Here is a 20,605-nt window from a genome sequence, read left to right on the forward strand (position 1 = left end):
GATGGTAAGATTCGGGGGGCAGGAATGGCCGAGGTTGGACTTTTGGAATGGGCGGATAAGCAGCCCGACTGGATTAGGGATGCCTTAAGAAGACACGCCGCGCGGCCGGGCTTCAACCTCGAGCAGGAGGATAAGGCCGGTGTAACAGCTCGGGTCCGCCACGTCGGTGGATTTACCGCTGATCTGCCCGAATGCTTTCCGCTCTCGGCGGAGCATTTGAGGGCCAACAGTTCAAACGAGCCGCGCGCGGTGCTTTGCTCACTCGGCCCCGTCAAGCATTTGAACCGCCTCGCCGAAGAGCAGCAACTGCGCTTCGCCACCGATGGCGTCACCATTATCTACGGCGACAATGGAAGCGGAAAGAGCGGCTATTGCCGGATCGCAAAGAAGCTTTGCCGTAGTCTGACGGCGGATGATCTTCTTGGCAACGTGTTCGAGATCGGCACCAAACCGCCAGCCGAAGTGCTTGTCCGGTTTCTCGAAGAGGGTGCTACGGAACCGACCCCCATAACCTGGAAGGACGGAACGCTGCCCCCCGCGTCAATTGCACGGATCTCCGTTTTCGACTCTGCGAATGCTCGCCTCTACGTCGATAAGCAAAACCGTATCGGTTTTCTGCCCGCAGCCATCGCGCTTCTCGAAAGCCATGGACGTCACCGCAGCGAGCTCGAAGCCGACTTCCGGGAAGAAATCAAAGCGATCGAAAAGAACCTAAAGACACCATTGCCGAGTGGGTACACAGCTGCCGGCGCGGTCGTAAAGCTGCTGGCTCGTCTCGAAATCAAGTCAAAGGACGTGATGCCTTCCGCAGCCGAAATCAAAAATCTCGCTGCCCTCTCAGAGCAGGACATGGCTGATCTCGCTGGCCTCGAACAGGCTCTGGCAAGCGACCCTTCAACGATGGCGACAAAGCGTCGGCGTGCCAAGGCGGCCTTGGAAAAACTGCTGACGGCATCTGAACAGATCGACGCGGCTCTCTCAGCGGCGGCCCTCGAGATTTATCGCAATCTCTATGCAACAGCCGATTCTACAGCGCAGGCTGCACAACTTGCCGCTTCAGGAGCGTTCGCGACTATGCCGTTGACCGGCGTTGGGCTTTCTCCCTGGCGGTTAATGTTCGACCATGCACGAGCCTATTTAGCGAGCGTCACTGGCATCGACCATCAGCACTTGCCAGATCAGGAAGGCGATCGTTGCATGCTCTGCCAGGAGCCGATGACGGCGGACGCCGCGGGGCGGATCCAATCCTTCAATGACTTCGTAACGGGCGCCGCAAATAAGGCGGCGCAAGTCGCATCTATTGCCCATGAAGAGGCCCTGCGCCAAATCAAAGGACTCACCATTGCGACCGGGGAGGCGGTTGAGGCGGCTCTCGGAGAGTTTGGCGATCTGTCCGCCGTACGCAAGGCGATGGTGGCGCTGATCTCGGCATATTATGTCGCGGCAGGTAAAAGGCGTGATGCAATTGTCGCTGCGGCTGCGCTGTCCGAGTACGCTGCGTTCCCGCAACTTGCAGCGCCAGTTGCATCGAAACTCCGAACGGAGGCGGAGGCGCTAGAGGCCGAAGCGCTGACGGACGACAAGGCAGCGGCCGACGACGGGAACCGCGCTACCGATCGATCTCGTCGCGATACACTCAAGGATCGGAAAAAACTGGGCGACGATCTCACCATCGTTCTCGCGCGCTTGGCGAATCTCGAAGAGCGGCGCAAGCTTCTCTCATGCTGCGACGCTGTCGAAACAGGCTCGGTGTCACGGCAAATGACGTCGCTTCGACGAAGCCTCGTCATGCAGGATCTCGAAAAGCGCGTCGTCGCCGAGATTGAGACTCTGGCGTTAACGCACATCCCGTTCGCAGTTAATGATCGTAGTCAAGATGGGCAGAGCTATTTCGAGGTCGGGCTCAACGCGGCAAAAGCGATCCCAAACAGCAAGGTCTTAAGCGAAGGAGAGCAGCGCGCGCTTGCCCTGGCCTGCTTCTTAGCCGAGGTCGGAGGAGACACATCGCGTCAAGGCATGATCATCGACGACCCCGTGTCATCGCTCGACCATGTTCGGATCAGGCGGGTCGCGGCAAGGCTCGTGAAAGAAGCGGCCAGAGGACGTCAGATCATCATTTTCACCCATAATCTTCTGTTCTTCAATGAGGTGGTTGACGCAGCTGCGCAGGCCAATCCGCCGATTCCTCTTGTTCGAAACTACATCAACAAGTCCGAATCAGCCGGTTTTGGCTTGATTAGCGAAACTGACGAGCCGTGGATCGCACAGTCTGTCACGAAGCGCATCGACACTCTCAAGACGCGCCTGAAGAGCTTCGACGGCGCCACTGATTTCACCACCGATTCTTGGCGAAGGTCAGCGAAGGATTTCTACAGCGATCTTCGGGAAACCTGGGAGAGGCTCGTTGAGGAAATCCTGCTCGGTAAAGTCGTCGAGCGATTTAATAGCGATGTCAAGACACAGAGCCTGAAGGGTGTGGTGGTCGAGGACGAAGACCACAAGCGAATTTATTGGGCCATGAAGCGAGTTTCGGAGCGTTCTGGACATGACATGGCGTCCGCCAAGGCCATTCCAGTTCCAACACCAAACGATATGAAAGGCGATCTTGATGGAATTGACCAATATCGTATCGACACCACCAAACGAAAAAAGGATGCCGAAAAGCGCCGGATTGAATTCGAACAGCCTCCCAAGGCGACCGTACTCTAGCCTAATGACTATTGTCGCCTATTACTGGCCCTCACTGGCTTCATCAAGCCCATGCACGTGAAGTCGCTGCTGCGCATGCCGTTTGCGCATTGATCATCGCGCGCAAGAAGCTGGTCGGCCAGCGGGTCATGTTGGAGAACCAGCTTCGACTCCCCGCGGTATCCGCCTGCCGCGGGCCCTCAGCCCCGCCTTCATAGAACAGGCGCTGCGGGGGAGCGAGGGAATAGCTGGATTGTCTGTCGCCGTGAAAGGGCCTCATTGCCGAGTGCTCTCGGCCGTCGCGGACCAATCCTTCGGCATCAACGCCCACAATCGGAGCCGTCATCCAATTCTGCATGATGATGACCAGCCGGTGGGCAAGCGCGATCCGTGCCTTGCGCATGGTGGTGATCGCACTATGCGGCCTTGAGGACAACGCCCTCCCTCGGAGCTCGTTTCGGCCTCCTGTCTCGTTCGCGCTCGATTCCGGCACGGTGCCCTGCCTGAGCATCGCATCGTGTTCATGATCTGTGCTCAAAAAGTCGCATAAAATGGCAGTGCGGAACTACTGCCTATGCGCTGGTCGGTCCTGCCGGCTTAGCCAACGTCACGCCCGGCTCGGTCTATTCGACCTCGCCGCCCGTGGTTACCGACCAGCTGGTGGTTGTCGGAGGCAAGCGAATAGATTGTTGTCAGCTGGTGATGATATCGATAACATAGCTTACAACCGATCAAGGGTGATGAATGAAGGAAGCTGACCACCAACCCAATGCTGCGCTAAAATCTTTCACACGCACACTATTGTGGGGGGGAGGGTGCTGATGGCCAAGGCAGCCTCATCAAGACCTGCCGACATGCAGGCGCCGACGATGGTCGATGTTGCCAACCGTGCCGGTGTGTCAGCGATGACGGTCTCTCGTGCCTTGAAGGATGGCGGCAGGGTTTCCAGAATCACTCGTGAGAAAATCATGGCGGCCGTGAACGATCTCGGCTACGTGCTCGACCAGTCGGCCGGCAGCCTGTCTTCACGCAAGACTGGGTTTGTCGCTGCGATGGTCCCATCGATTAACAATTCCAACTTCGCCGATACAGCGCGCGGTATTACGGATGAGTTGGAGAGCACGGGGCTCCAGCTTTTGCTCGGCTACACCGACTATACGGTCGAGAAAGAGGAAAAGCTGATTGAAGCGATGCTCCGCCGGCGACCGGAAGGCATCATTCTGACTGGTGGTGCGCATACCGAGCGCGTCCGTCGGCTACTTAAAAACGCGGGCATCCCGGTAGTCGAAACTTGGGAGTTGCCGTCAAAGCCCATCGACCAGGTGGTGGGGTTCTCGAACGAAGAGGCGATGGGGCTTCTCGTGAAGACCTTGGCCAGGAAGGGCTACCGAAAATTCGGCTACATCGGCGGCACGACCTCGCGCGACACGCGTGGCAGCCAGCGGCGCGAAGGTTTTGTCAGAGCCATTGAGGAACTAGGCCTGCCTGCCGGGCGCCTTGTTTCCTTCGGCGTGCCGCCGATCTCCATAGAACAGGGCGGCCAGGCGGTTGTCAGCATGCTGGAACGCTGGCCGGACACCGAGGCCGTGCTCTGCGTTTCGGATCTTTCGGCCTTCGGGGCACTGATGGAGTGCAAGCGCCGAGGCATGAAGGTTCCGCAAGATATCGCCATTGCTGGCTTTGGCGACTATGAGGTTGCCGCCTTCTGCCATCCCGGCATAACCACCGTGAATGTGGACTGCTATGGCATAGGCCGACAGGCTGCGCGCAGGCTTATCCAGATTATCCGCGGCGACGAGAAGAAGCATGAACAGGAAATCATCCTGACCGGCTATCGCGTTGTCGAACGCGAAAGCACGTGAGCCCCTGCGGAAAATTCCAACACGACGAAGGGCAGTTCCGATGGCGATGTTTCGAGAAACCATCAGTCTCACACATGACGGCGCCTTGAAAGCCGTCGCTGCCGGAGCTACGCGCGCCGTCGAGATGGGCGTGCCGCAATGTCTTATGGTCGTCGATGCGAGCGGCGAGACCCTCGCCAGCCTGCGCATGGACGGCGCACGTTTCTTGAGCCTGCGCACGGCACTGGCAAAGGCGCGCACCGCGGCGTCGATCAACGCAGCCACCGGCGACATGGCGTTCGAAGCGGCACTCTCCGCCGGGATAGCCTCACAGGGCGCCGTGACCAATTTGCCTGGCGGCCTGCCGATCCGCTTCGGTGGCCGCCTGGCGGGCGGCATCGGTGTCGGTTCGGGAACCGGTGAGCAGGATTTCGACGTTGCACGCGCCGCGCTCACGGCGATCGGCGCCGACGTGGTCTAAGGCATGTGCCCCCGACGCAACCGAAGGAACTTCAGAACGCGATCTGGACCTTCATGGATTTGTTGCGGTCACCGGCGATCTCGAAGGCCGCAACCGCCTCGTCGAGGGGATAGATGCCGGTCAGCAGCGGTCTGACATCCACCCGGCGCTGGTTGATCAGATCGACGGCGAGTGCGAACTCCTCGTGGAAACGGAAAGTACCGCGCATCTCGATCTCCTTGGCGACGATGAGGTTCTGCGGGATCGACAGATCGCCGCCGAGACCGAGCTGCATGAGCACGCCGCGCGGCTTGAGCACATCGAGCCCAGCACGCACGGCGCGCTCGTTGCCGGAGGCCTCGAACATCACATCGAAACTACCCTTGTCGACATTATAGGCGGCTAGCTTTTCGCCATTGGTCGCGACATTGATCGTACGGTCGGCGCCGATCTCCTCAGCCTTTGTCAGCACGCCGTCCATGACATCGGTGGCGACGATTTCGCGCGCGCCGTGGGCTCGCGCGGCCAGGATGCAAAGCGCGCCGATCGGCCCGCAGCCGGTGACCAGGATGCGTTTGCCGAGCAGCGAGCCGGCGCGGTTCATCGCATGTAGCGTAACCGCGAAGGGCTCCGCAAAAGCGGCTTCGTTGATGGAGACATGGTCGGCGATTTTGTGACATTGCCACGCCTCTGCGATCAGGCTCTGGCGGAACGCCCCTTGTATATGCGGCATAGGCATGGCGCTGCCGTAGAAGCGCATGTTCAAGCACTGGTTCTGCATGCCTTGCAGGCAGTAGCGGCAGGCATTGCAGGGCCGGCTGGGCGAGATCGCCACGCGATCGCCGATGGCGAGGGCGGAAACCCCGCCGCCGATCGCCTGCACCGTGCCGGCGACCTCGTGGCCAAGGATCATGGGCTCACGAAGGCGGATCGCGCCGAAGCCGCCATGGTTGTAATAATGCAGGTCCGAGCCGCAGATGCCGCCGGCTTCGACTGATATCTCGACCTGCCCATCGCCAAGAACACCCGGATCGGTCTCTTCGATCCTCAGGTCTTTTGCCGCATGGATGACAATCGACTTCATGAACGCGTTCCTTTCTCAAGCGACCGGTGTCAGCAAGGATTGCCCGCCGAAATGGGCGGCGAGGTTGTCGCGGACAAGCCGACCCATGGCCTTGCGGGTCTCCACCGTGCCGCTGGCGTGGTGTGGTTGCAACACGACGTTGGAAAGCTTCAGAAAGCGCTCGTCGATCGTCGGCTCGTTCCAGAACACGTCGAGCCCGGCGCCTTTGATCGCTCCGGACTCCAGCGCGGCGAGCAGCGCGGTCTCATCGACCGTGCTGCCGCGCGAAATGTTTATGACGATGCCGTCAGGTCCGAGTGCAGCCAGAACATCCGCATTGATGATGTGCTTCGTGCTTTCGCCGCCGGCGAGCGTCACGACCAGAAATTCGCTGTTGCGCGCCAGTTCGAGCAGATCGCCGACAAATGTGTAAGGAAGATCGTCGCGCTTGCGGCTGTCGAAATAGGAAATCGCGCAGTCGAAGGCAGCGGCGCGCCGCGCCACCGCCGCACCGACGCGGCCCATGCCGACAATGCCCAGCCTTTTTCCACAGACACGCGTAACCAGCCCCATATTGCCCTTGCGCCAGCTTCCATCGCGCACATAGGCGTCGGCCTGCGGGATTTTTCGCGCGACGGCGAGCAACAGCCCGATGCCGATATCGGCCACATCCTCGGTCAAGACATCCGGTGTGTTGGTGACAAGGATGCCGTTCACCCTGGCGTAGCCAAGGTCGATGGCATCGGTGCCGACGCCGTAGCAGGAGACGATTTCGAGCTTCGGCAGCTTCGCCATCAGGGCGGCGCTGGCGCCCAGCTCGCCGCGTGTCGCGATGGCCCGGATGGCGCCGGAATGACGGGCGATCAGCGCGTCCTTGTCCTCGGCCTGCCACAGCTTGTGGATGCGATATCTAGCCTCAAGGTCTGCCATATCCCAATCCGGATAGGGGCCTGTCATCAATATGTCGGTCAAGGCGTCGCCTCCTCAGCAAGTTCATTTTTCCCATTGACTATGTTATCGATAACATTCATGTCAATAGGGTCTGGCGGTGGCGCGGGTGGAAATCGTAGCCGCTACAGGAACATTCCTTTGGAGGAGCATTTGACCAGTTCATTGTTCGATTTGACCGGCATGCGGGCGCTGATCACCGGCTCGGGGCAGGGGATCGGCCTGGCGCTGGCGGAGGGTTTGGCGCAGCATGGCGCGGAGATCGTGCTCAATGGCCGCAGCGCCACCAAAATCGAGGCGGCAGCTGAAACCCTTGTAGCGAAAGGCTACAAGGCGCGCAGCGCCGTCTTCGATGTCACCGATCATGCGGCGGTGGCCGAGGGTGTCGCCGAGGTCGAGGCGACGGTCGGCGCCATCGACATTCTGATCAACAATGCAGGCATGCAGTTCCGCACGCCCCTCGAGGATTTTCCCGCCGACAAATGGGACGAATTGCTGCGCACCAACATCTCCAGCGTGTTCTTCGTCGGACAAGCGGTGGCGCGGCACATGATTGCGCGCAAGCGCGGCAAGATCATCAACATCGCCTCGGTGCAGAGCGAACTCGCCCGTCCCAACATCGCCCCCTACACGGCGACCAAAGGCGCGGTGCGCAACCTGACGCGCGGCATGTGTGCCGACTGGGCCAAGCACGGGCTGCAGGTCAACGGCATCGCACCCGGCTATTTCAAGACACCGCTCAACCAGGCGCTGGTCGACAATCCCGAATTTTCAACCTGGCTGACCAACCGCACGCCGGCCGGACGCTGGGGTGATGTCGGCGAACTGATCGGCGCGGCGGTCTTCCTGGCCGGACCGGCCTCATCCTTTGTCAACGGACACACGCTTTATGTCGATGGCGGTATCACGACCTGCCTCTGAGCCCGCACTCATCGTCGTGATGGGTGTCAGCGGCTGCGGCAAGACCAGAATCGGAGTCGAGATTGCGGAGCGGCTCGGCCTCACCTTCATCGAAGGCGACACGCTGCATCCGCGCGGCAATCTCGAAAAGATGTCGGCGAGCATGCCGCTTTCCGACTATGATCGCTGGCCATGGCTCGATCTAGTCGGCGCAACTTTGCGCCAGGCACATGAGCAGGGTGGCGGGCTCGTCGTGAGCTGCTCGGCACTGAAGAAATCCTATCGTGACCGCCTTCGCCAAACAGCGGGCGGGGCGGTAGTCTTCGTATTCCTGGAGGGATCGCGCGCGGTGCTGCAAGCCAGGATTGCCGAGCGCCGCGGCCATTTCTTTCCGCCGGCGCTGCTCGACAGCCAACTCGCCGCGCTGGAGAATCCGGGCGAAGAACCGATGGTGGTTACCGTGGACATTGACGCCCCGGTCGACAGGATCGCCGATGCGGCGTTGAAGGGGCTTGGCGACTTCAATGTCGCTCCTGCTGCCAGGACAAGAAAAGAGGCACGTTGAGATGACGCAAGCAGCAAAAGTAGCCGTTGTCGGCGCCGGCATCATGGGATCGGCGATCGCCACCCGGCTGATCGAAACGGGGCAAGCAGTGATGGTGTTCGATCTGGACAAGGCCAAGATCGCCGCCCTGACTGCAAAGGGCGCGGCCGCTGCCGCGTCGGTCGCCGAGGCGACGCGCGCCAGCAGCTTCGTCATTCTCAGCCTCAACCATGCCGATATCGTGCGTTCGGTGGTGTTTGGCGACGGCGGTGTCGCGGCTGCGGCGTCGCCGGACAAGCTGCTGATCGACATGTCGTCGATCGACCCGGTCGACACCGCGCAGATGGCGAAGAAGCTCTCGGCCGAGACCGGCATGAAATGGCTCGACTGCCCGCTTTCGGGCGGTGTTCCAGGCGCGCTGGCCGGCCGGCTGACCGTCATGGCGGGTGGTGAGGCGGCAGACTTTGAACACGCGCGCACGGTGATGCGGCATCTCTGCGCCAACTACACGCTGATGGGTCCGAGCGGAGCAGGTCAGACGACCAAGCTCATCAACCAGCTTTTCTGCGCGGTGCTTTTCCAGGCCGTGGCCGAAGCGGTGAAGCTCGCCGAAGCCGGTGGGGTCGATCCGAAGGCAATTCCGGAGGCGCTCAAAGGCGGACGCGCCGATTCCAGTATCATGCAGGAGTTCATGGCAAAATTCGCCGCCCGGGATTTTTCAGCCACCGGCCGCATCGACAACATGCTGAAGGATCTGGATTCGCTGCAGGCCTTCGCGCTGAAGACCAAGACGCCGATGCCGATGACCGGGCAGGTGGTGGAAATCCACCGCCTGCTTTGCGCCGCCGGGCTGGGACCAAAGGATTCGGCCGAGATGATGCGCCTGCTCGACGGCACGACCAGCTGATCGGCTGGCCTGAATTTTTGTCGCTTGACGCTTAGAAATGTTATCGATAACATAATTTGGCGATCTTGGGAGGAACGCATTGTGACCAAGGAAAAACTGATCGAGTTCAAGTCGATTACCAAGGAGTTCGGCGGCACCCGCGCGCTCTCCGACGTGTCGCTCGATCTGCACAAGGGCGAGATCCTGGCGCTGCTTGGTGAAAACGGTGCTGGCAAGTCGACACTGATCAAGACGCTCGCCGGCATTTACCGGCCGGATGGCGGCCAAATCCTGTTTCGCGGCGAGCCCTATCACCACCGCCCGCCGCGGCCGAACCAGCGTCAGTCCGTCGCCTTCATTCATCAGGATCTCGGCCTGATCGAATGGATGACGGTCGGTGAAAATGTCGGCCTCGCGCAGGGATTTTCGCTGCGCTCCGGTCTCATCGACTGGCACTCCACCGAAAAGCGGGCGCACGAGGCGCTGAAGCTGGTCGGCTGCGATTTCGATCCGACGACGCGCGTCCAGGATCTGACGCGCACCGAAAAATCGCTGGTCGCCATCGCCCGCGCTCTGGCCACCGAGGCTGATGTGCTGGTGCTCGATGAGCCGACCGCCAGCCTTCCGGCCGACGAGGTCGACCGCCTGTTCGACGCCATTCGCCCGCTCAAGCAACGCGGCGTCGGCATGATCTATGTCTCGCATCGCCTCGACGAGATTTTCCGCATCGCCGACCGCGTCGCCGTGCTGCGCGACGGCAGGCTGGTTGGCCAGAAGAAGGTCGCCGAGACCAAGCCGGACGAGCTGGTCGAGATGATCGTCGGCCGTCCGGTAAGCCAGGTTTTCAGCAAGGCTGAGACGCAGGCCGGCGAGACGGTGTGCGCTGTTCGCGACCTGGTCTGCGCCGGCGCCGGTCCGGTGTCGTTCGACGTGCGCAAGGGAGAGCTGCTCGGTCTGGTCGGATTGCGCGGCGCCGGACAGGAACTCGTCGGCCGCACGCTGTTCGGCTGCCAGGCTTTTTCCGGTTCGGTGACCATCAATGGCGCTACGCCCGATCTGTCGAGCCCGATCGCCGCAATGGCGGCCGGCGTCGGCCTGATCGCCCGCGACCGGACCGAGGAATCCATCGCGGCCTCCTTGTCGATCCGCGAAAACAGTTTTCTCAATCCCGGCGCCGGCAAGCGCGGCCTGTTCTCGTTCCTGGCGCCTCACAAGGAGGCTGCGCTGGCGCAATTGATCGGCAGCTCGGTCGGGCTGCGCCCCAACGACCCGAACCTTCCCATCGAAGCGTTATCGGGCGGCAACCAGCAAAAGGTGGTCGTCGGGCGCTGGCTCCACACCGGCCGCACATTGCTGATCGCCGAGGATCCCACAGCCGGCGTCGATGTCGGCGCCAAGGCCGAAATCTACCGGCTGATCGGCCGCGCGCTTGAAGCCGGCCTCGCTGTGGTCGTGGTGTCGACCGATTTCGAGGAGATCGCCCATATCTGCCACCGCGCCTTGGTGTTTTCGCGCGGACAGATCGTGCGCGAACTCACCGGCAAAGACCTGACCACCTCCGCCGTGATCACCGCGGCATCGGCTTCCGAAGCCGCCTGACTTTTCCGGAGCAAAGCCATGCAATCGATCGAATCCAGCGCACTCGAACCGACCCGCGGCGAAATGGCGGGTTTGCCGTTGGGGCAGAAGATCATCCGGCTGCTGCCGGTCTACGGGCTGGTGATCCTGACGGCGCTGCTGATCCTTTTGTTCTCGATTCTGCTGCCGAACACCTTTCCGAGCCTGCTCAATTTGCGCTCGATCATCTCCGACAAGGCGATCATCGCGCTGTTGTCGCTGGCGGCGATGATCCCGATGGCGTCCGGTCGCATCGACCTCACAGTCGGCTACGGCATCGTGCTGTGGCACATCCTCGCCATCAGCCTGCAGACCATGTTCGGCGTTCCGTGGCCGCTGGCGGTGATCATCGTGCTGCTACTCGGCGCTGCAACCGGCTTCCTCAACGGACTGCTGGTGGAAGTCGCCCGCATCGACTCCTTCATCGCCACGCTCGGCACCGGCACCGTCCTCTACGCTCTGGCGCTCTGGCACACTGGCGGGCGGCAGGTTGTCGGCGTGTTGCCCGACGGCTTCTACGCGCTCAACGGCACGATGGTGTTCGGCCTGCCGATCACCGGTCTCTATGTTCTGGCGATTGCCGCCGCGCTGTGGATCATCCTCGAATATCTGCCGATCGGCCGCTACGTCTATGCCATCGGCGCCAATCCGAAGGCTGCTGCGCTGAACGGCATTCCGGTGCGCCGCTTTGTCATCGGCGCCTTCATCTCGTCGGGCTTCCTGACGGCGCTGACGGGCGTGCTGCTCGCCTCCAAGCTGCGCATCGGCCAGGCCAGTGTCGGGTTGGAATATCTTCTGCCGGCCCTGGTCGGCGCCTTTCTCGGCTCGACCACGATCAAGCCCGGGCGCGTCAATGTCTGGGGCACGATGACTGGCGTCGTCATCCTGGCAGTCGGCATTTCCGGCATCCAGCAGTTCGGCGGCTCGTTCTTCGTCGAACCGCTGTTCAACGGCGTGACGCTGCTCGTCGCCATCGGCATTGCCGGTTACGCCCAGCGCAAGCGCGGCGCCGCGCACAGGGCCAGGACCAAGACCGTAGTGCAGTCCTCGAAGTGACAAGTCGAGCCGGGTCCGGGGGCACGACATGAGCGACTACGAGATTCTGGACGATCGCTTCCGAAAGTTGACGATCGGGCATGCCAAGCTCGAACGGCTGTGGACCGGCAGCCGCTGGGCGGAAGGACCGGTCTATGTTCCCGCGGCGAAGCATTTGCTGTGGTCGGATATCCCCAACGACCGGCTGCTGCGCTACGACGAAAGCGACGGCTCAGTCAGTGTCTTCGAAACCCCTTGCAACAACCAGAACGGCCACACGCTCGATGGCCAAGGCCGCGTCGTCGCCTGCGAGCATCGCGGCCGGCGCATCTCCCGGCTCGAGCATGACGGGCGCTGGCAGCCGCTTGTCGAAGCCATCGACGGCAAGCGGTTCAATTCGCCCAACGATGTGGTGGTCAAATCCGATGGGACGATCTGGTTCACCGACCCGGCCTATGGCATCGACAGCCACTATGAAGGCATGATTGCCCGGCCGGAGATCGGCGCGTCCCATGTCTACCGGTTCGACGAAGCAACCGGCGAGGTGGCTGCGGTCATCACCGATCTGGTGCAGCCGAACGGGCTGGCTTTTTCGCTCGACGAGAAAATCCTCTACGTGTCGGATACCGGCGCAAGCCATGTTCAGGGCCTGCCGCGTGCAATCAATGCCTATGACGTCGCCACGGATGGCCGTTCGCTGCGCTCGCGCGGTACGCTCGCCGAATGCGAGGCCGGATTCTTCGACGGGTTCCGCGTCGATCGCGATGGCAACATCTGGACCTCCAGCGCCGATGCGGTTCGTGTCTACGCGCCGGACGGGATGCTGATCGGACGCATCCTTGTTCCCGAAATCGTCTCCAATCTATGCTTCGGCGGTCCGAAGCGCAACTGCCTCTACATCACCGCCCAGACGTCGCTCTATTCCATCTATGTCAACGCGCATCCAGCCGGTTTGGGCCCGGTGGCTGGGCAGATCAGCCAGTGACCTGGCGCCCGAAATCGAGTTCCGGAAGACCCGTTTTTTTTGAAACCAAAGGGAGGTACCAACATGCAACGCAGAACACTTTTGAAATCATCCGTCGCCTTGATGGCCATCACAATCGCTGCTCCGGTCCTGTTCGCCGGCCAGGCACGGGCGGACGCGATGGCCGACGCCATGGCTGTGGTCGAAAAATATGCGCAGAAAGTCACGGCATGGGACGGCCCGACCACCGGTCCGAAGGCGCAGCCGGGCAAGACGATCGTCGTGCTCGCCGGTGATCTCAAGAACGGCGGCATTCTGGGCGTCACCACCGGCGTCGAGGAAGCGGCCAAGGCGATCGGCTGGGAGGTCAAGGTGATTGACGGCGCCGGTTCGATCGGCGGCCGCACCGCAGCCTTCGGCCAGGCCATGGCGCTGAAGCCGAACGGCATCGTCATCAACGGCTTCGACGCCGTCGAACAGGCGCCGGCGCTGGAACAGGCGAAGGCCGCCGGCATACCGCTGGTCTCCTGGCATGCCGGACCGGTGATCGGACCCGACGAAAAGAGCGGCGTCTTCGCCAATGTCTCGACCGACGCCATGCAGGTCTCGACGGCTGCGGCCGACTGGGCCTATGCCGATGCCAAGGGGAAGCCCGGCGTCGTCATCTTCACCGATTCGACCTATGCCATCGCCATCGCCAAGGCCGACAAGATGAAGGAGGAGATCGAGCGGATGGGCGGAAAGGTGCTCGAATATGTCGACACGCCGATCGCCGAGACTTCGCAGCGCATGCCGCAGCTCACCACCTCCCTGCTGCAGAAATACGGCGATGCCTGGACGCACTCGCTGGCCATCAACGATCTCTACTTCGACTTCATGGGTCCATCGCTTGCCGCGGCGGGCAAGGCCGGCACCGACGCGCCGATCAATGTCGCCGCCGGCGACGGTTCGGAATCAGCCTATCAGCGCATCCGCGCCGGGCAGTTCCAGAAGGTGACGGTCGCCGAGCCACTCAACCTGCAGGGCTGGCAGTTGGTCGACGAGCTTAACCGCGCCATCGCCGGTGAAAAATGGTCGGGCTATCTGTCGCCGCTGCATGTCGTCACGGCCGACAATGTCGAGTTCGACGGCGGCCCCAACAATGCCTTCGATCCCGGCAACGGCTACCGGGACGAGTACAAGAAAATCTGGGGCAAATAAGCAAATACCAAGGCGGGCGCATCACCCGATGCGCCCGCAAAGCCGACAGACGGCTCAAGCGCACAACGTCAGGAAAGCCCTCGCCATGATCATTCGCTACGCCCTCTTCGAAGGTGAAATCCATAACGGACAAGAGAGCGAGTTCCGGCGCTTCGTCAGGGACAGGCTGGTGCCGCTGTGGACGCAGTTTCCTGGCGCCGAGGAAGTGCGCGTTCTTGACGGAACGGCGCGCGACGAAGGAGCGCCCGCATACGCAATGGCGCTCGCCATTCGTTATCCCGACATGGAAGCCTGCAACAAAGCGCTTCAATCCGACGTAAGATTTCAAAGCCGGGAGGTGACCGGTGAACTGCTGAAGATGTTCACCGGCCGCGTGCACCATCATGTTTTCGAGGCGAATGACTACGCACCTGTTTGATTGACAGCGTGGAGTTTGGTGAGACAAGCCAAACTGGGAGCCTTCGCCGGCTCCAGGAGCGCTGCGGCTTCGCTTTACTGCTCGCCGGCAACACTCATCGGTTAGCGGGCACGAGGCGTGATATCCACGCTATGGATCAGATCGAAAGCCGTATCGGCATGCGTTTCGAGATCGGGCAGCCGACGCGGGAGGATTGCGTGAGGATCGGCGCCGAACACAACGTTGAGGGAGCAGACGCCTACGAAGCGATTGTCACCTGCGGTGAGAACACCTCCCTTCGCGCGCTTTGCCACCTCCTCCAGAACTGCGCCGCCGGTACCAGCGGCTTCGGCAGCATTCGGCTTCCCCGGATCGAGACCACGCTTCGCGGCATGTCGTGCGGCAGCGATGTGCTCAGGCTTCTGCACGAGCGCCGAAACGACGCCGCAGACCACCTCCGCAGCCCGGCATAATTCCGGACACCGACAGATAATTCCGGAGCGCACAGTGGAACGCGGCTGGTTCCTGCATGCAATATCAGCGGCTCTCTGTAGCATTCTGTTGTCAGGCCGCCTCCCAGATGTCGACGCTGGGGCCGAATGCAATGCCTCCCCTCCAAACCGTTCAAATCAGCCCGCTGCCACCTCCCGGCAGCGGGCTTTTTCTTTGCCTGAGGGACGTTTTCGGTCCGAGGTCGACACATTGGCGTTTACACGTCTCTCGGGATCACCGGGGAAGAAGTCGCAGCACGAAAAGCCCAGGCGGTCGCAAGCACGCCGCCCGAATACCCATCCAGCGGCGAGATCATCGCCCCCTTTTTCAGACCGATCAGAACGCCGACGATCCTGGCAGAGCCACTGATCGCCCGGATTGATGCAGAGATCGGACGACTGAGCTTAATTTAGAATGGCGCACCTACTGCGCTGTGCTGAAGTAAGCGTGGCCGCAAAGAATGCCATTCCGCCAGGTAATAGGGGGGTGGAGAGTGATGATACCGACCACCCGTTCAAAGGGACGATCGCATCGGGGCGATCGCCAGTATCAAAGACCCGATTGCGCGCAGTTCCGCATTCCTGCACCAACGCTATGCTGCGGTCAACGGCTGGGCTTCGGTCAGGAAAGACACGACGACGGACGGCAGGGCGGCCGAGGCCGGTTTGTAGATGCCGCAATTGGCGATCAGGCCGCGCTTGTCCACCGGGGCGGCAAGCCGGCGCCAGATGGTGCGCGTGGCATAAGGCAGATTGTTGTTGCGCCACGATATGCCCATCGACAGGCCGCGAAGGTAACGGCGCTGGTAGAGTTCGAACGGCGTCAGGATTGTCTGCCCAAAGGTCGGCGCTTCGTCGCGTGTCAATTCGGTCAGGAAGAGGCGCTCGTGCCGGAAGGCGACCAGGCCGAGATAGCGCGAGCGCTGCACGATGCCGCTTTCCTGATCAACGATGCGCTCTAGCGATGTCACCAGCACCTTGCCGTCCATCTCACGCAGATGCGAGCAGGAACAGACGATCCGGCCCGGCCAGGATAGCGATGTGTGCCATGCTTGGTAAAAGCCCAGATAGGCGCGCAGCGCCTTGAGATCGCCGGGAAAGGCGCTACCGAGTGGGCCGAGACTGGGATTGGGACGGGCAACCGACTGGCTGCTTGCAAGCAGCTTGAGACGAAAGGCCTGCGGTGGCAGGGCGAAATCGGCGGGATCGAGGCCGAACGCCGCGGCGATGCGCGAGCGGTTGTGCGCCGATGGCAGGGTCCCTGTATTAAGATAGCGGTTGAATTGTTGCCGGTTGAGGCCGACAGCACGGCACAGATCCGAGATCGACCTGCGCGAGCTGCACGCCAGCCTGAGATTGCTGCTGAAATTGTGGTCGCTTTCCCCCATTGGCTATAGAGTAAACTCGCGTAAAGCCGCGTCAATGAACGAAATTGCACTGCGACAATCTGGACTGAAATATCGCCGGCGAAACATTCCGTTTCGAGGATCTCCATGATGATCGACCTGGGCAAGACATTGGACCTTTCGCGGCGCGGCTTCCTGCAGGGAAGCGCCCTGCTTGGCCTGACAGCCGCAACCGGAACGCTGGTTTCGCCGGCGATGGCTGAAACTCCGGTGCGCGGAGGCACGCTGCGCATGGGGCTTGAGGGCGGTGCTTCCGCCGACACGCTCGACCCGGCGCTGGCATCGGCCAGCGTGCCTTTCGTGATCGGGCATTGCTGGGGCGATACGCTGATTGAATCCGATCCCAAGACCGGCGCACCGCTTCCTTCTCTGGCCGAGTCCTGGTCGCCTTCGCCCGATGCCAAGGTCTGGACCTTCAAGATCCGCAAGGATGTGAAGTTCCATGACGGCAAGCCGCTGAAGGTTGCGGATGTAGTTGCCACCTTGCAGCGCCATGCCGGCGCGCAGTCGCAGTCGGGCGCGCTCGGCCTGTTGACTGGTATTTCCAAGATCGAGGAAAAGGCCGGGGAGCTGGTCATCACGCTCGAGGAAGGCAATGCCGACATGCCGCTGGTGCTGACCGATTACCATCTGCAAATCCAGCCTAATGGCGGCAACGACAATCCGAACGCCGCTATCGGCACCGGTCCCTACAAGTTGCTCAAATTCGAGCCGGGCGTGCGCGCCACCTTTGAGCGCAACAAGGACGACTGGCGGCAGGATCGCGGTTATGTCGACAGCGTTGAGATCACCGTGATGAACGACCCGACGGCGCGCATCGCCGCCCTGCAATCGGGCCAGGTCGATTTCATCAGTATGCTGGCGCCGAAGGTGCTGCCTTTGTTGAAGCGAGTGCCGACCGTCGAGATCCTGCGCACGTCGGGCAAGGGCTTTTACGCCTTCCTGATGCATTGCGACACCGCTCCCTTCGACAACAACGACCTGCGCATGGCGCTGAAACTGGCGATCGACCGCGAGGCGATCCTCAAGACGGTGGTCGGTGGTTACGGCACCATCGGCAACGACTTTCCGGTCAATGCCAACTATGCGCTGGCGCCGACCGATATTGAGCAGCGCGCCTATGACCCTGAAAAGGCGAAGTTCCACTACAAGAAGTCCGGGCATGACGGGCCGATCCTTCTGCGCACCTCCGACGCTGCCTTCTCCGGTGCTGTCGATGCCGCCCAGCTTTTCCAGATCAGTGCGGCCAAGGCCGGCATCAAGCTCGACGTGAAGCGCGAGCCGGCCGACGGTTACTGGGCCGAAGTGTGGAACAACAAACCGTTCTGCGCGACCTTTTGGGGCGGGCGCCCGACGCAGGATGCGCGCTATTCCACCTCTTATGTCTCGACGGCAGAGTGGAACGATACGCGCTTCAAGCGGCCCGACTTCGACAAGCTGGTGATCGAGGCGCGCGGTGAACTGGATGAGGCTAAGCGCCGTGCGCTCTACCGCCAGATCGCCCTGATGGTGCGCGATGAGGGCGGTCTCATCCTGCCGGTGTTCAACGACTATCTGAACGCGTCGTCCAAGAAGCTGAAGGGCTATGTCAACGACATCGGCAACGACCTTTCCAATGGCCGTGTCGCCAGCCGGGTCTGGCTGCAAGCCTGATTTCTGATAGGCCGGCGGCCGCTGGCTTTTCCTTCCTGCGCCTGATGGCGCCGCCGGTGCGCCTTTGCGCACTGCCGGAATTTCCATGGTTGGTTTGATGACGAACAAGAATTTCCGTGTGATCGAAAATAAATGGATCGTACTCAAGGACGGTACACGGCTGGCCGCGCGCATCTGGATGCCGGATGATGCCGGACAGACCGCGCGAGTGCCGACCGTGCTGGAATTCCTGCCCTATCGCAAGCGCAACGGCACCGCGCCGCGCGACGAATCGACCTATCCGGTGTTCGCCGGCGCCGGCATTGCCGGAATTCGCGTGGACATTCGCGGTTGCGGTGAATCCGATGGTGTGATCGATGGCGAATATACGCCACGCGAATTGTCCGATGCCGTCGAGGTTATTGAATGGATCGCAGCGCAAGCCTGGTCGAACGGTAGCGTCGGCATGATGGGCATTTCCTGGGGCGGCTTCAACTGCCTGCAGGTGGCGGCGCTGAAGCCGCCGGCGCTGAAGGCGGTGATCGGCATCGCCACGACCGTCGATCGCTACAATGACGACATCCACTACAAGAACGGCACGCATCTCTCGGCCCAGTTTTCATGGGCGGCGACGATGAGCGCCTATGAATCGCGCTCGCCGGACCGTGAGATCGTCGGGGAACACTGGCGTGACATGTGGTTGGAGCGGCTGGAAGGCGAACCGTTCTTTATACAGGAATGGCTGTCTCACCAGCGGCGTGACGACTTCTGGCGGCATGGCTCGATTTGCGAGGATTTCGAGAGTTTCCCGATTCCCGCTCTGGTGCTTGCCGGCTGGGCCGATGGGTATCGCAACACGCCGCTAAAGGCGGTGACTGGCATGCCCGGCAAGGCCAAGGCGCTGATTGGCCCCTGGGTGCACAAATATCCGCATTTCGCCTATCCGAAGCCGCGCGCCGATTTTCACGCCGAAGCAATCGCCTGGTGGCGTCGCTGGCTTTGTGATGAAGAAAACGGAGTGGAAGTCTTGCCGCAGGTGCGCGCCTATATTCTAGACGGTCCGAAGCCGGTGCGCTGGCGCGAGGCCGACCCGGGCTACTGGATCGCCAAGGACGCGTGGAGCGAGCCGGAAATGCTGGCTCTTTCCGTCAACGCATCCGGCCGGCTGACCCACGAACCGGCAAGCCGCGCGGGCGGCCGCGCCGTGTTGCAATCGCCGCTCGACACCGGCACGGCAGCGGGCGAGTTCTTCACCCTGAAGCCGGATACGCAAATGGCCGGCGACCAGCGCCTTGATGATGCCGGTTCGCTGGCCTTCGACAGCGAGGTCTTGGTTGAGGAGCGCCTCGTCCTCGGCCAACCCGTGCTGAAGCTGCAGCTTTTCAGCGATGCACCGCTCGCTAATCTGGCGGCAAGGCTGGTCGATGTGCATCCCGATGGCACGGCCACGCGCGTGTGTTTCGGCGTGCTCAATCTGGCGCATCGAAACGGCAATGCCGAACCCACGGCGCTGGACCCGGGTAAGACGGTGTCGGTGGAACTGGTCCTGGATGCCTGCGGCTATCGTTTTGCGCCGGGGCACCGCATCCGACTGTCGCTGTCCAGCGCCTATTGGCCGCTGATCCTGCCGCCGCCTTTCGACGCAAAGCTCGACGTCGAACTCGATTCGATGGAAATCAGCCTGCCGCTGCTCGGGGAACATGAGCGCATCGACGTGCCGGAGCCGGCCAATCCCGATCCGCTGCCGCATTACGAGACTTTGGAAGAGGGGGCTGCTGCCCGCACGATCGAGCGCGACGTTCTCAATGGCGTGACGCGATACAAGGTCGGCGAAGACACCGGCCTGAACCGTCATCCGGGCAATGGGTTGATGTCGCGCGACGTCACCGAACAGGTCTGGTCGATCGTGCCTGGCGATCCGCTTTCGATGACTGCGACGATCGTCTCGCTGTGCATCATCGCGCGCGAGGGCTGGGAGACCATGACCCGCAGCACCATGACGATGGCCTGCACCGGGACGGAATGGGTGGTCTCGGAACACATGCAGGCCTTCCACGATGGGGCCACGGTCTTCGACCGTGAGCGCAGCGCGCGCATCCCCCGCGACCATATGTGAAAGTTCGGGCTACACCGATAAACCCGGCGCGCGCAGGGTTAGGCTTGCGACCATACGGGCGGAATTGGCAGCCTGTAGACTGGATAGCTCCGTTGCAAGCTTTTGCGGCACTCCGGCCCTCGTACTGCCTTGAATGGGGCGCGCTGGTGGTGATAAAGGCTCGTCGTCTCTCTTGCTGCGTTGGCGCAAAAAGAGAAGATACGCGACACAGACCTGAGCGCTGATATTTCCGCTTCTCGCCTAGAATCTGCGCCTTGTAGAATCGCCGCGAGGTCACGCGATCAGAGTGACATCGGGCCAGCGACACGGCTATGGCGCGTTGCCCTCAGGTTTCGCGCCTCTTGTTCTCTTCATAAAAGCCACGAGCGGCGAGCGGAGTTTGATGCGCTAATTTACTGTTTTCACATCGGTATATCT

General features: G+C 61.6%; 17 protein-coding genes and 1 pseudogene. 15 read left to right on the forward strand and 3 right to left on the reverse strand.

Going from position 1 to position 20,605, the window contains the following annotated elements; translation table 11 throughout:
• Window positions 1–24 precede the first annotated feature (24 nt).
• The 4 genes and pseudogenes from MESS2_RS29930 to MESS2_RS29945 all read left to right on the forward strand — a co-directional run bounded on the left by MESS2_RS29930 (window position 25) and on the right by MESS2_RS29945 (window position 5,010).
• Window positions 25–2,709, forward strand: coding sequence for an AAA family ATPase (locus tag MESS2_RS29930; RefSeq protein ID WP_008878459.1), 2,685 nt, complete (start codon window positions 25–27; stop codon window positions 2,707–2,709).
• A gap of 24 nt (window positions 2,710–2,733) precedes the next feature.
• A pseudogene (locus MESS2_RS31870) lies at window positions 2,734–2,992 on the forward strand (IS110 family transposase); the annotation flags it as partial.
• A 517-nt stretch (window positions 2,993–3,509) separates the two neighbouring features.
• Window positions 3,510–4,550, forward strand: coding sequence for a LacI family DNA-binding transcriptional regulator (locus MESS2_RS29940; protein WP_040594458.1), 1,041 nt, complete (start codon window positions 3,510–3,512; stop codon window positions 4,548–4,550).
• Window positions 4,551–4,590: 40 nt separating this feature from the next.
• Window positions 4,591–5,010, forward strand: coding sequence for a GlcG/HbpS family heme-binding protein (locus MESS2_RS29945; RefSeq protein WP_008878462.1), 420 nt, complete (start codon window positions 4,591–4,593; stop codon window positions 5,008–5,010).
• A gap of 31 nt (window positions 5,011–5,041) precedes the next feature.
• On the opposite strand, the gene MESS2_RS29950 is transcribed toward MESS2_RS29945, so the two are convergent.
• A complete protein-coding gene (locus tag MESS2_RS29950) occupies window positions 5,042–6,073 on the reverse strand; it encodes an L-idonate 5-dehydrogenase (RefSeq protein ID WP_008878463.1) in 1,032 nt (343 codons plus the stop codon).
• Between the two features lie 15 nt (window positions 6,074–6,088).
• Complete coding sequence (locus tag MESS2_RS29955; RefSeq protein ID WP_040594461.1) at window positions 6,089–7,009, reverse strand: 2-hydroxyacid dehydrogenase; 921 nt, start codon at window positions 7,007–7,009, stop codon at window positions 6,089–6,091.
• Window positions 7,010–7,183: 174 nt separating this feature from the next.
• Here MESS2_RS29955 and MESS2_RS29960 point away from each other — a divergent pair, with 174 nt between their 5' ends.
• The 9 genes from MESS2_RS29960 (at window position 7,184) to MESS2_RS30000 (ending at window position 15,016) form a co-directional block, all read left to right on the forward strand.
• Window positions 7,184–7,921, forward strand: a complete 738-nt coding sequence (locus MESS2_RS29960; protein ID WP_040594463.1) for an SDR family oxidoreductase — start codon at window positions 7,184–7,186, stop codon at window positions 7,919–7,921.
• Window positions 7,890–8,465, forward strand: a complete 576-nt coding sequence (locus MESS2_RS29965) for a gluconokinase (RefSeq protein ID WP_157357915.1) — start codon at window positions 7,890–7,892, stop codon at window positions 8,463–8,465. Before MESS2_RS29960 ends, MESS2_RS29965 begins: the two co-directional genes overlap by 32 nt.
• 1 nt (window position 8,466) lies before the next feature.
• Window positions 8,467–9,351 carry an NAD(P)-dependent oxidoreductase gene (locus tag MESS2_RS29970; RefSeq protein WP_040594449.1) on the forward strand — a complete coding sequence of 295 codons (885 nt, stop codon included), beginning with the start codon at window positions 8,467–8,469 and terminating at the stop codon, window positions 9,349–9,351.
• Window positions 9,352–9,432: 81 nt separating this feature from the next.
• Window positions 9,433–10,929 (forward strand): sugar ABC transporter ATP-binding protein, encoded by a 1,497-nt coding sequence (locus MESS2_RS29975; protein WP_008878468.1) that lies wholly within the window; start codon window positions 9,433–9,435, stop codon window positions 10,927–10,929.
• 18 nt (window positions 10,930–10,947) lie between these two features.
• Window positions 10,948–12,003 carry an ABC transporter permease gene (locus tag MESS2_RS29980; protein WP_008878469.1) on the forward strand — a complete coding sequence of 352 codons (1,056 nt, stop codon included), beginning with the start codon at window positions 10,948–10,950 and terminating at the stop codon, window positions 12,001–12,003.
• A gap of 28 nt (window positions 12,004–12,031) precedes the next feature.
• Window positions 12,032–12,967, forward strand: a complete 936-nt coding sequence (locus MESS2_RS29985; protein WP_008878470.1) for an SMP-30/gluconolactonase/LRE family protein — start codon at window positions 12,032–12,034, stop codon at window positions 12,965–12,967.
• 63 nt (window positions 12,968–13,030) lie between these two features.
• On the forward strand, window positions 13,031–14,146 hold the full coding sequence (locus MESS2_RS29990; RefSeq protein ID WP_008878471.1) for an ABC transporter substrate-binding protein: 1,116 nt from the start codon (window positions 13,031–13,033) through the stop codon (window positions 14,144–14,146).
• 85 nt (window positions 14,147–14,231) lie between these two features.
• Complete coding sequence (locus MESS2_RS29995) at window positions 14,232–14,564, forward strand: hypothetical protein (RefSeq protein WP_040594451.1); 333 nt, start codon at window positions 14,232–14,234, stop codon at window positions 14,562–14,564.
• Window positions 14,565–14,695: 131 nt separating this feature from the next.
• Window positions 14,696–15,016, forward strand: a complete 321-nt coding sequence (locus MESS2_RS30000; RefSeq protein ID WP_209436143.1) for a hypothetical protein — start codon at window positions 14,696–14,698, stop codon at window positions 15,014–15,016.
• 611 nt (window positions 15,017–15,627) lie between these two features.
• Here the strand turns inward: MESS2_RS30000 and MESS2_RS30005 are convergent.
• Window positions 15,628–16,422 (reverse strand): helix-turn-helix domain-containing protein, encoded by a 795-nt coding sequence (locus MESS2_RS30005; RefSeq protein ID WP_008878474.1) that lies wholly within the window; start codon window positions 16,420–16,422, stop codon window positions 15,628–15,630.
• A gap of 108 nt (window positions 16,423–16,530) precedes the next feature.
• Here MESS2_RS30005 and MESS2_RS30010 point away from each other — a divergent pair, with 108 nt between their 5' ends.
• Entirely contained in the window at window positions 16,531–18,093 is a 1,563-nt protein-coding gene (locus MESS2_RS30010) for an ABC transporter substrate-binding protein (RefSeq protein WP_008878475.1), read from the forward strand.
• A 97-nt stretch (window positions 18,094–18,190) separates the two neighbouring features.
• Complete coding sequence (locus MESS2_RS30015) at window positions 18,191–20,188, forward strand: CocE/NonD family hydrolase (protein WP_040594466.1); 1,998 nt, start codon at window positions 18,191–18,193, stop codon at window positions 20,186–20,188.
• The last annotated feature ends 417 nt before the right edge of the window (window positions 20,189–20,605 follow it).

The organism is Mesorhizobium metallidurans STM 2683 (assembly GCF_000350085.1).
Classification (GTDB): Bacteria; Pseudomonadota; Alphaproteobacteria; order Rhizobiales; family Rhizobiaceae; genus Mesorhizobium; species Mesorhizobium metallidurans.

Bases quoted from the DNA above. Each gene is read 5' to 3' on its own strand.
- MESS2_RS29930 (WP_008878459.1), top strand. From the start codon at position 25: ATGGCCGAGGTTGGACTTTTGGAATGGGCGGATAAGCAGCCCGACTGG.
- MESS2_RS29940 (WP_040594458.1), top strand. From the start codon at position 3,510: ATGGCCAAGGCAGCCTCATCAAGACCTGCCGACATGCAGGCGCCGACG.
- MESS2_RS29945 (WP_008878462.1), top strand. From the start codon at position 4,591: ATGGCGATGTTTCGAGAAACCATCAGTCTCACACATGACGGCGCCTTG.
- MESS2_RS29950 (WP_008878463.1), bottom strand. From the start codon at position 6,073: ATGAAGTCGATTGTCATCCATGCGGCAAAAGACCTGAGGATCGAAGAG.
- MESS2_RS29955 (WP_040594461.1), bottom strand. From the start codon at position 7,009: ATGACAGGCCCCTATCCGGATTGGGATATGGCAGACCTTGAGGCTAGA.
- MESS2_RS29960 (WP_040594463.1), top strand. From the start codon at position 7,184: ATGCGGGCGCTGATCACCGGCTCGGGGCAGGGGATCGGCCTGGCGCTG.
- MESS2_RS29965 (WP_157357915.1), top strand. From the start codon at position 7,890: ATGTCGATGGCGGTATCACGACCTGCCTCTGAGCCCGCACTCATCGTC.
- MESS2_RS29970 (WP_040594449.1), top strand. From the start codon at position 8,467: ATGACGCAAGCAGCAAAAGTAGCCGTTGTCGGCGCCGGCATCATGGGA.
- MESS2_RS29980 (WP_008878469.1), top strand. From the start codon at position 10,948: ATGCAATCGATCGAATCCAGCGCACTCGAACCGACCCGCGGCGAAATG.
- MESS2_RS29985 (WP_008878470.1), top strand. From the start codon at position 12,032: ATGAGCGACTACGAGATTCTGGACGATCGCTTCCGAAAGTTGACGATC.
- MESS2_RS29990 (WP_008878471.1), top strand. From the start codon at position 13,031: ATGCAACGCAGAACACTTTTGAAATCATCCGTCGCCTTGATGGCCATC.
- MESS2_RS29995 (WP_040594451.1), top strand. From the start codon at position 14,232: ATGATCATTCGCTACGCCCTCTTCGAAGGTGAAATCCATAACGGACAA.
- MESS2_RS30000 (WP_209436143.1), top strand. From the start codon at position 14,696: ATGGATCAGATCGAAAGCCGTATCGGCATGCGTTTCGAGATCGGGCAG.
- MESS2_RS30005 (WP_008878474.1), bottom strand. From the start codon at position 16,422: ATGGGGGAAAGCGACCACAATTTCAGCAGCAATCTCAGGCTGGCGTGC.
- MESS2_RS30010 (WP_008878475.1), top strand. From the start codon at position 16,531: ATGATCGACCTGGGCAAGACATTGGACCTTTCGCGGCGCGGCTTCCTG.
- MESS2_RS30015 (WP_040594466.1), top strand. From the start codon at position 18,191: ATGACGAACAAGAATTTCCGTGTGATCGAAAATAAATGGATCGTACTC.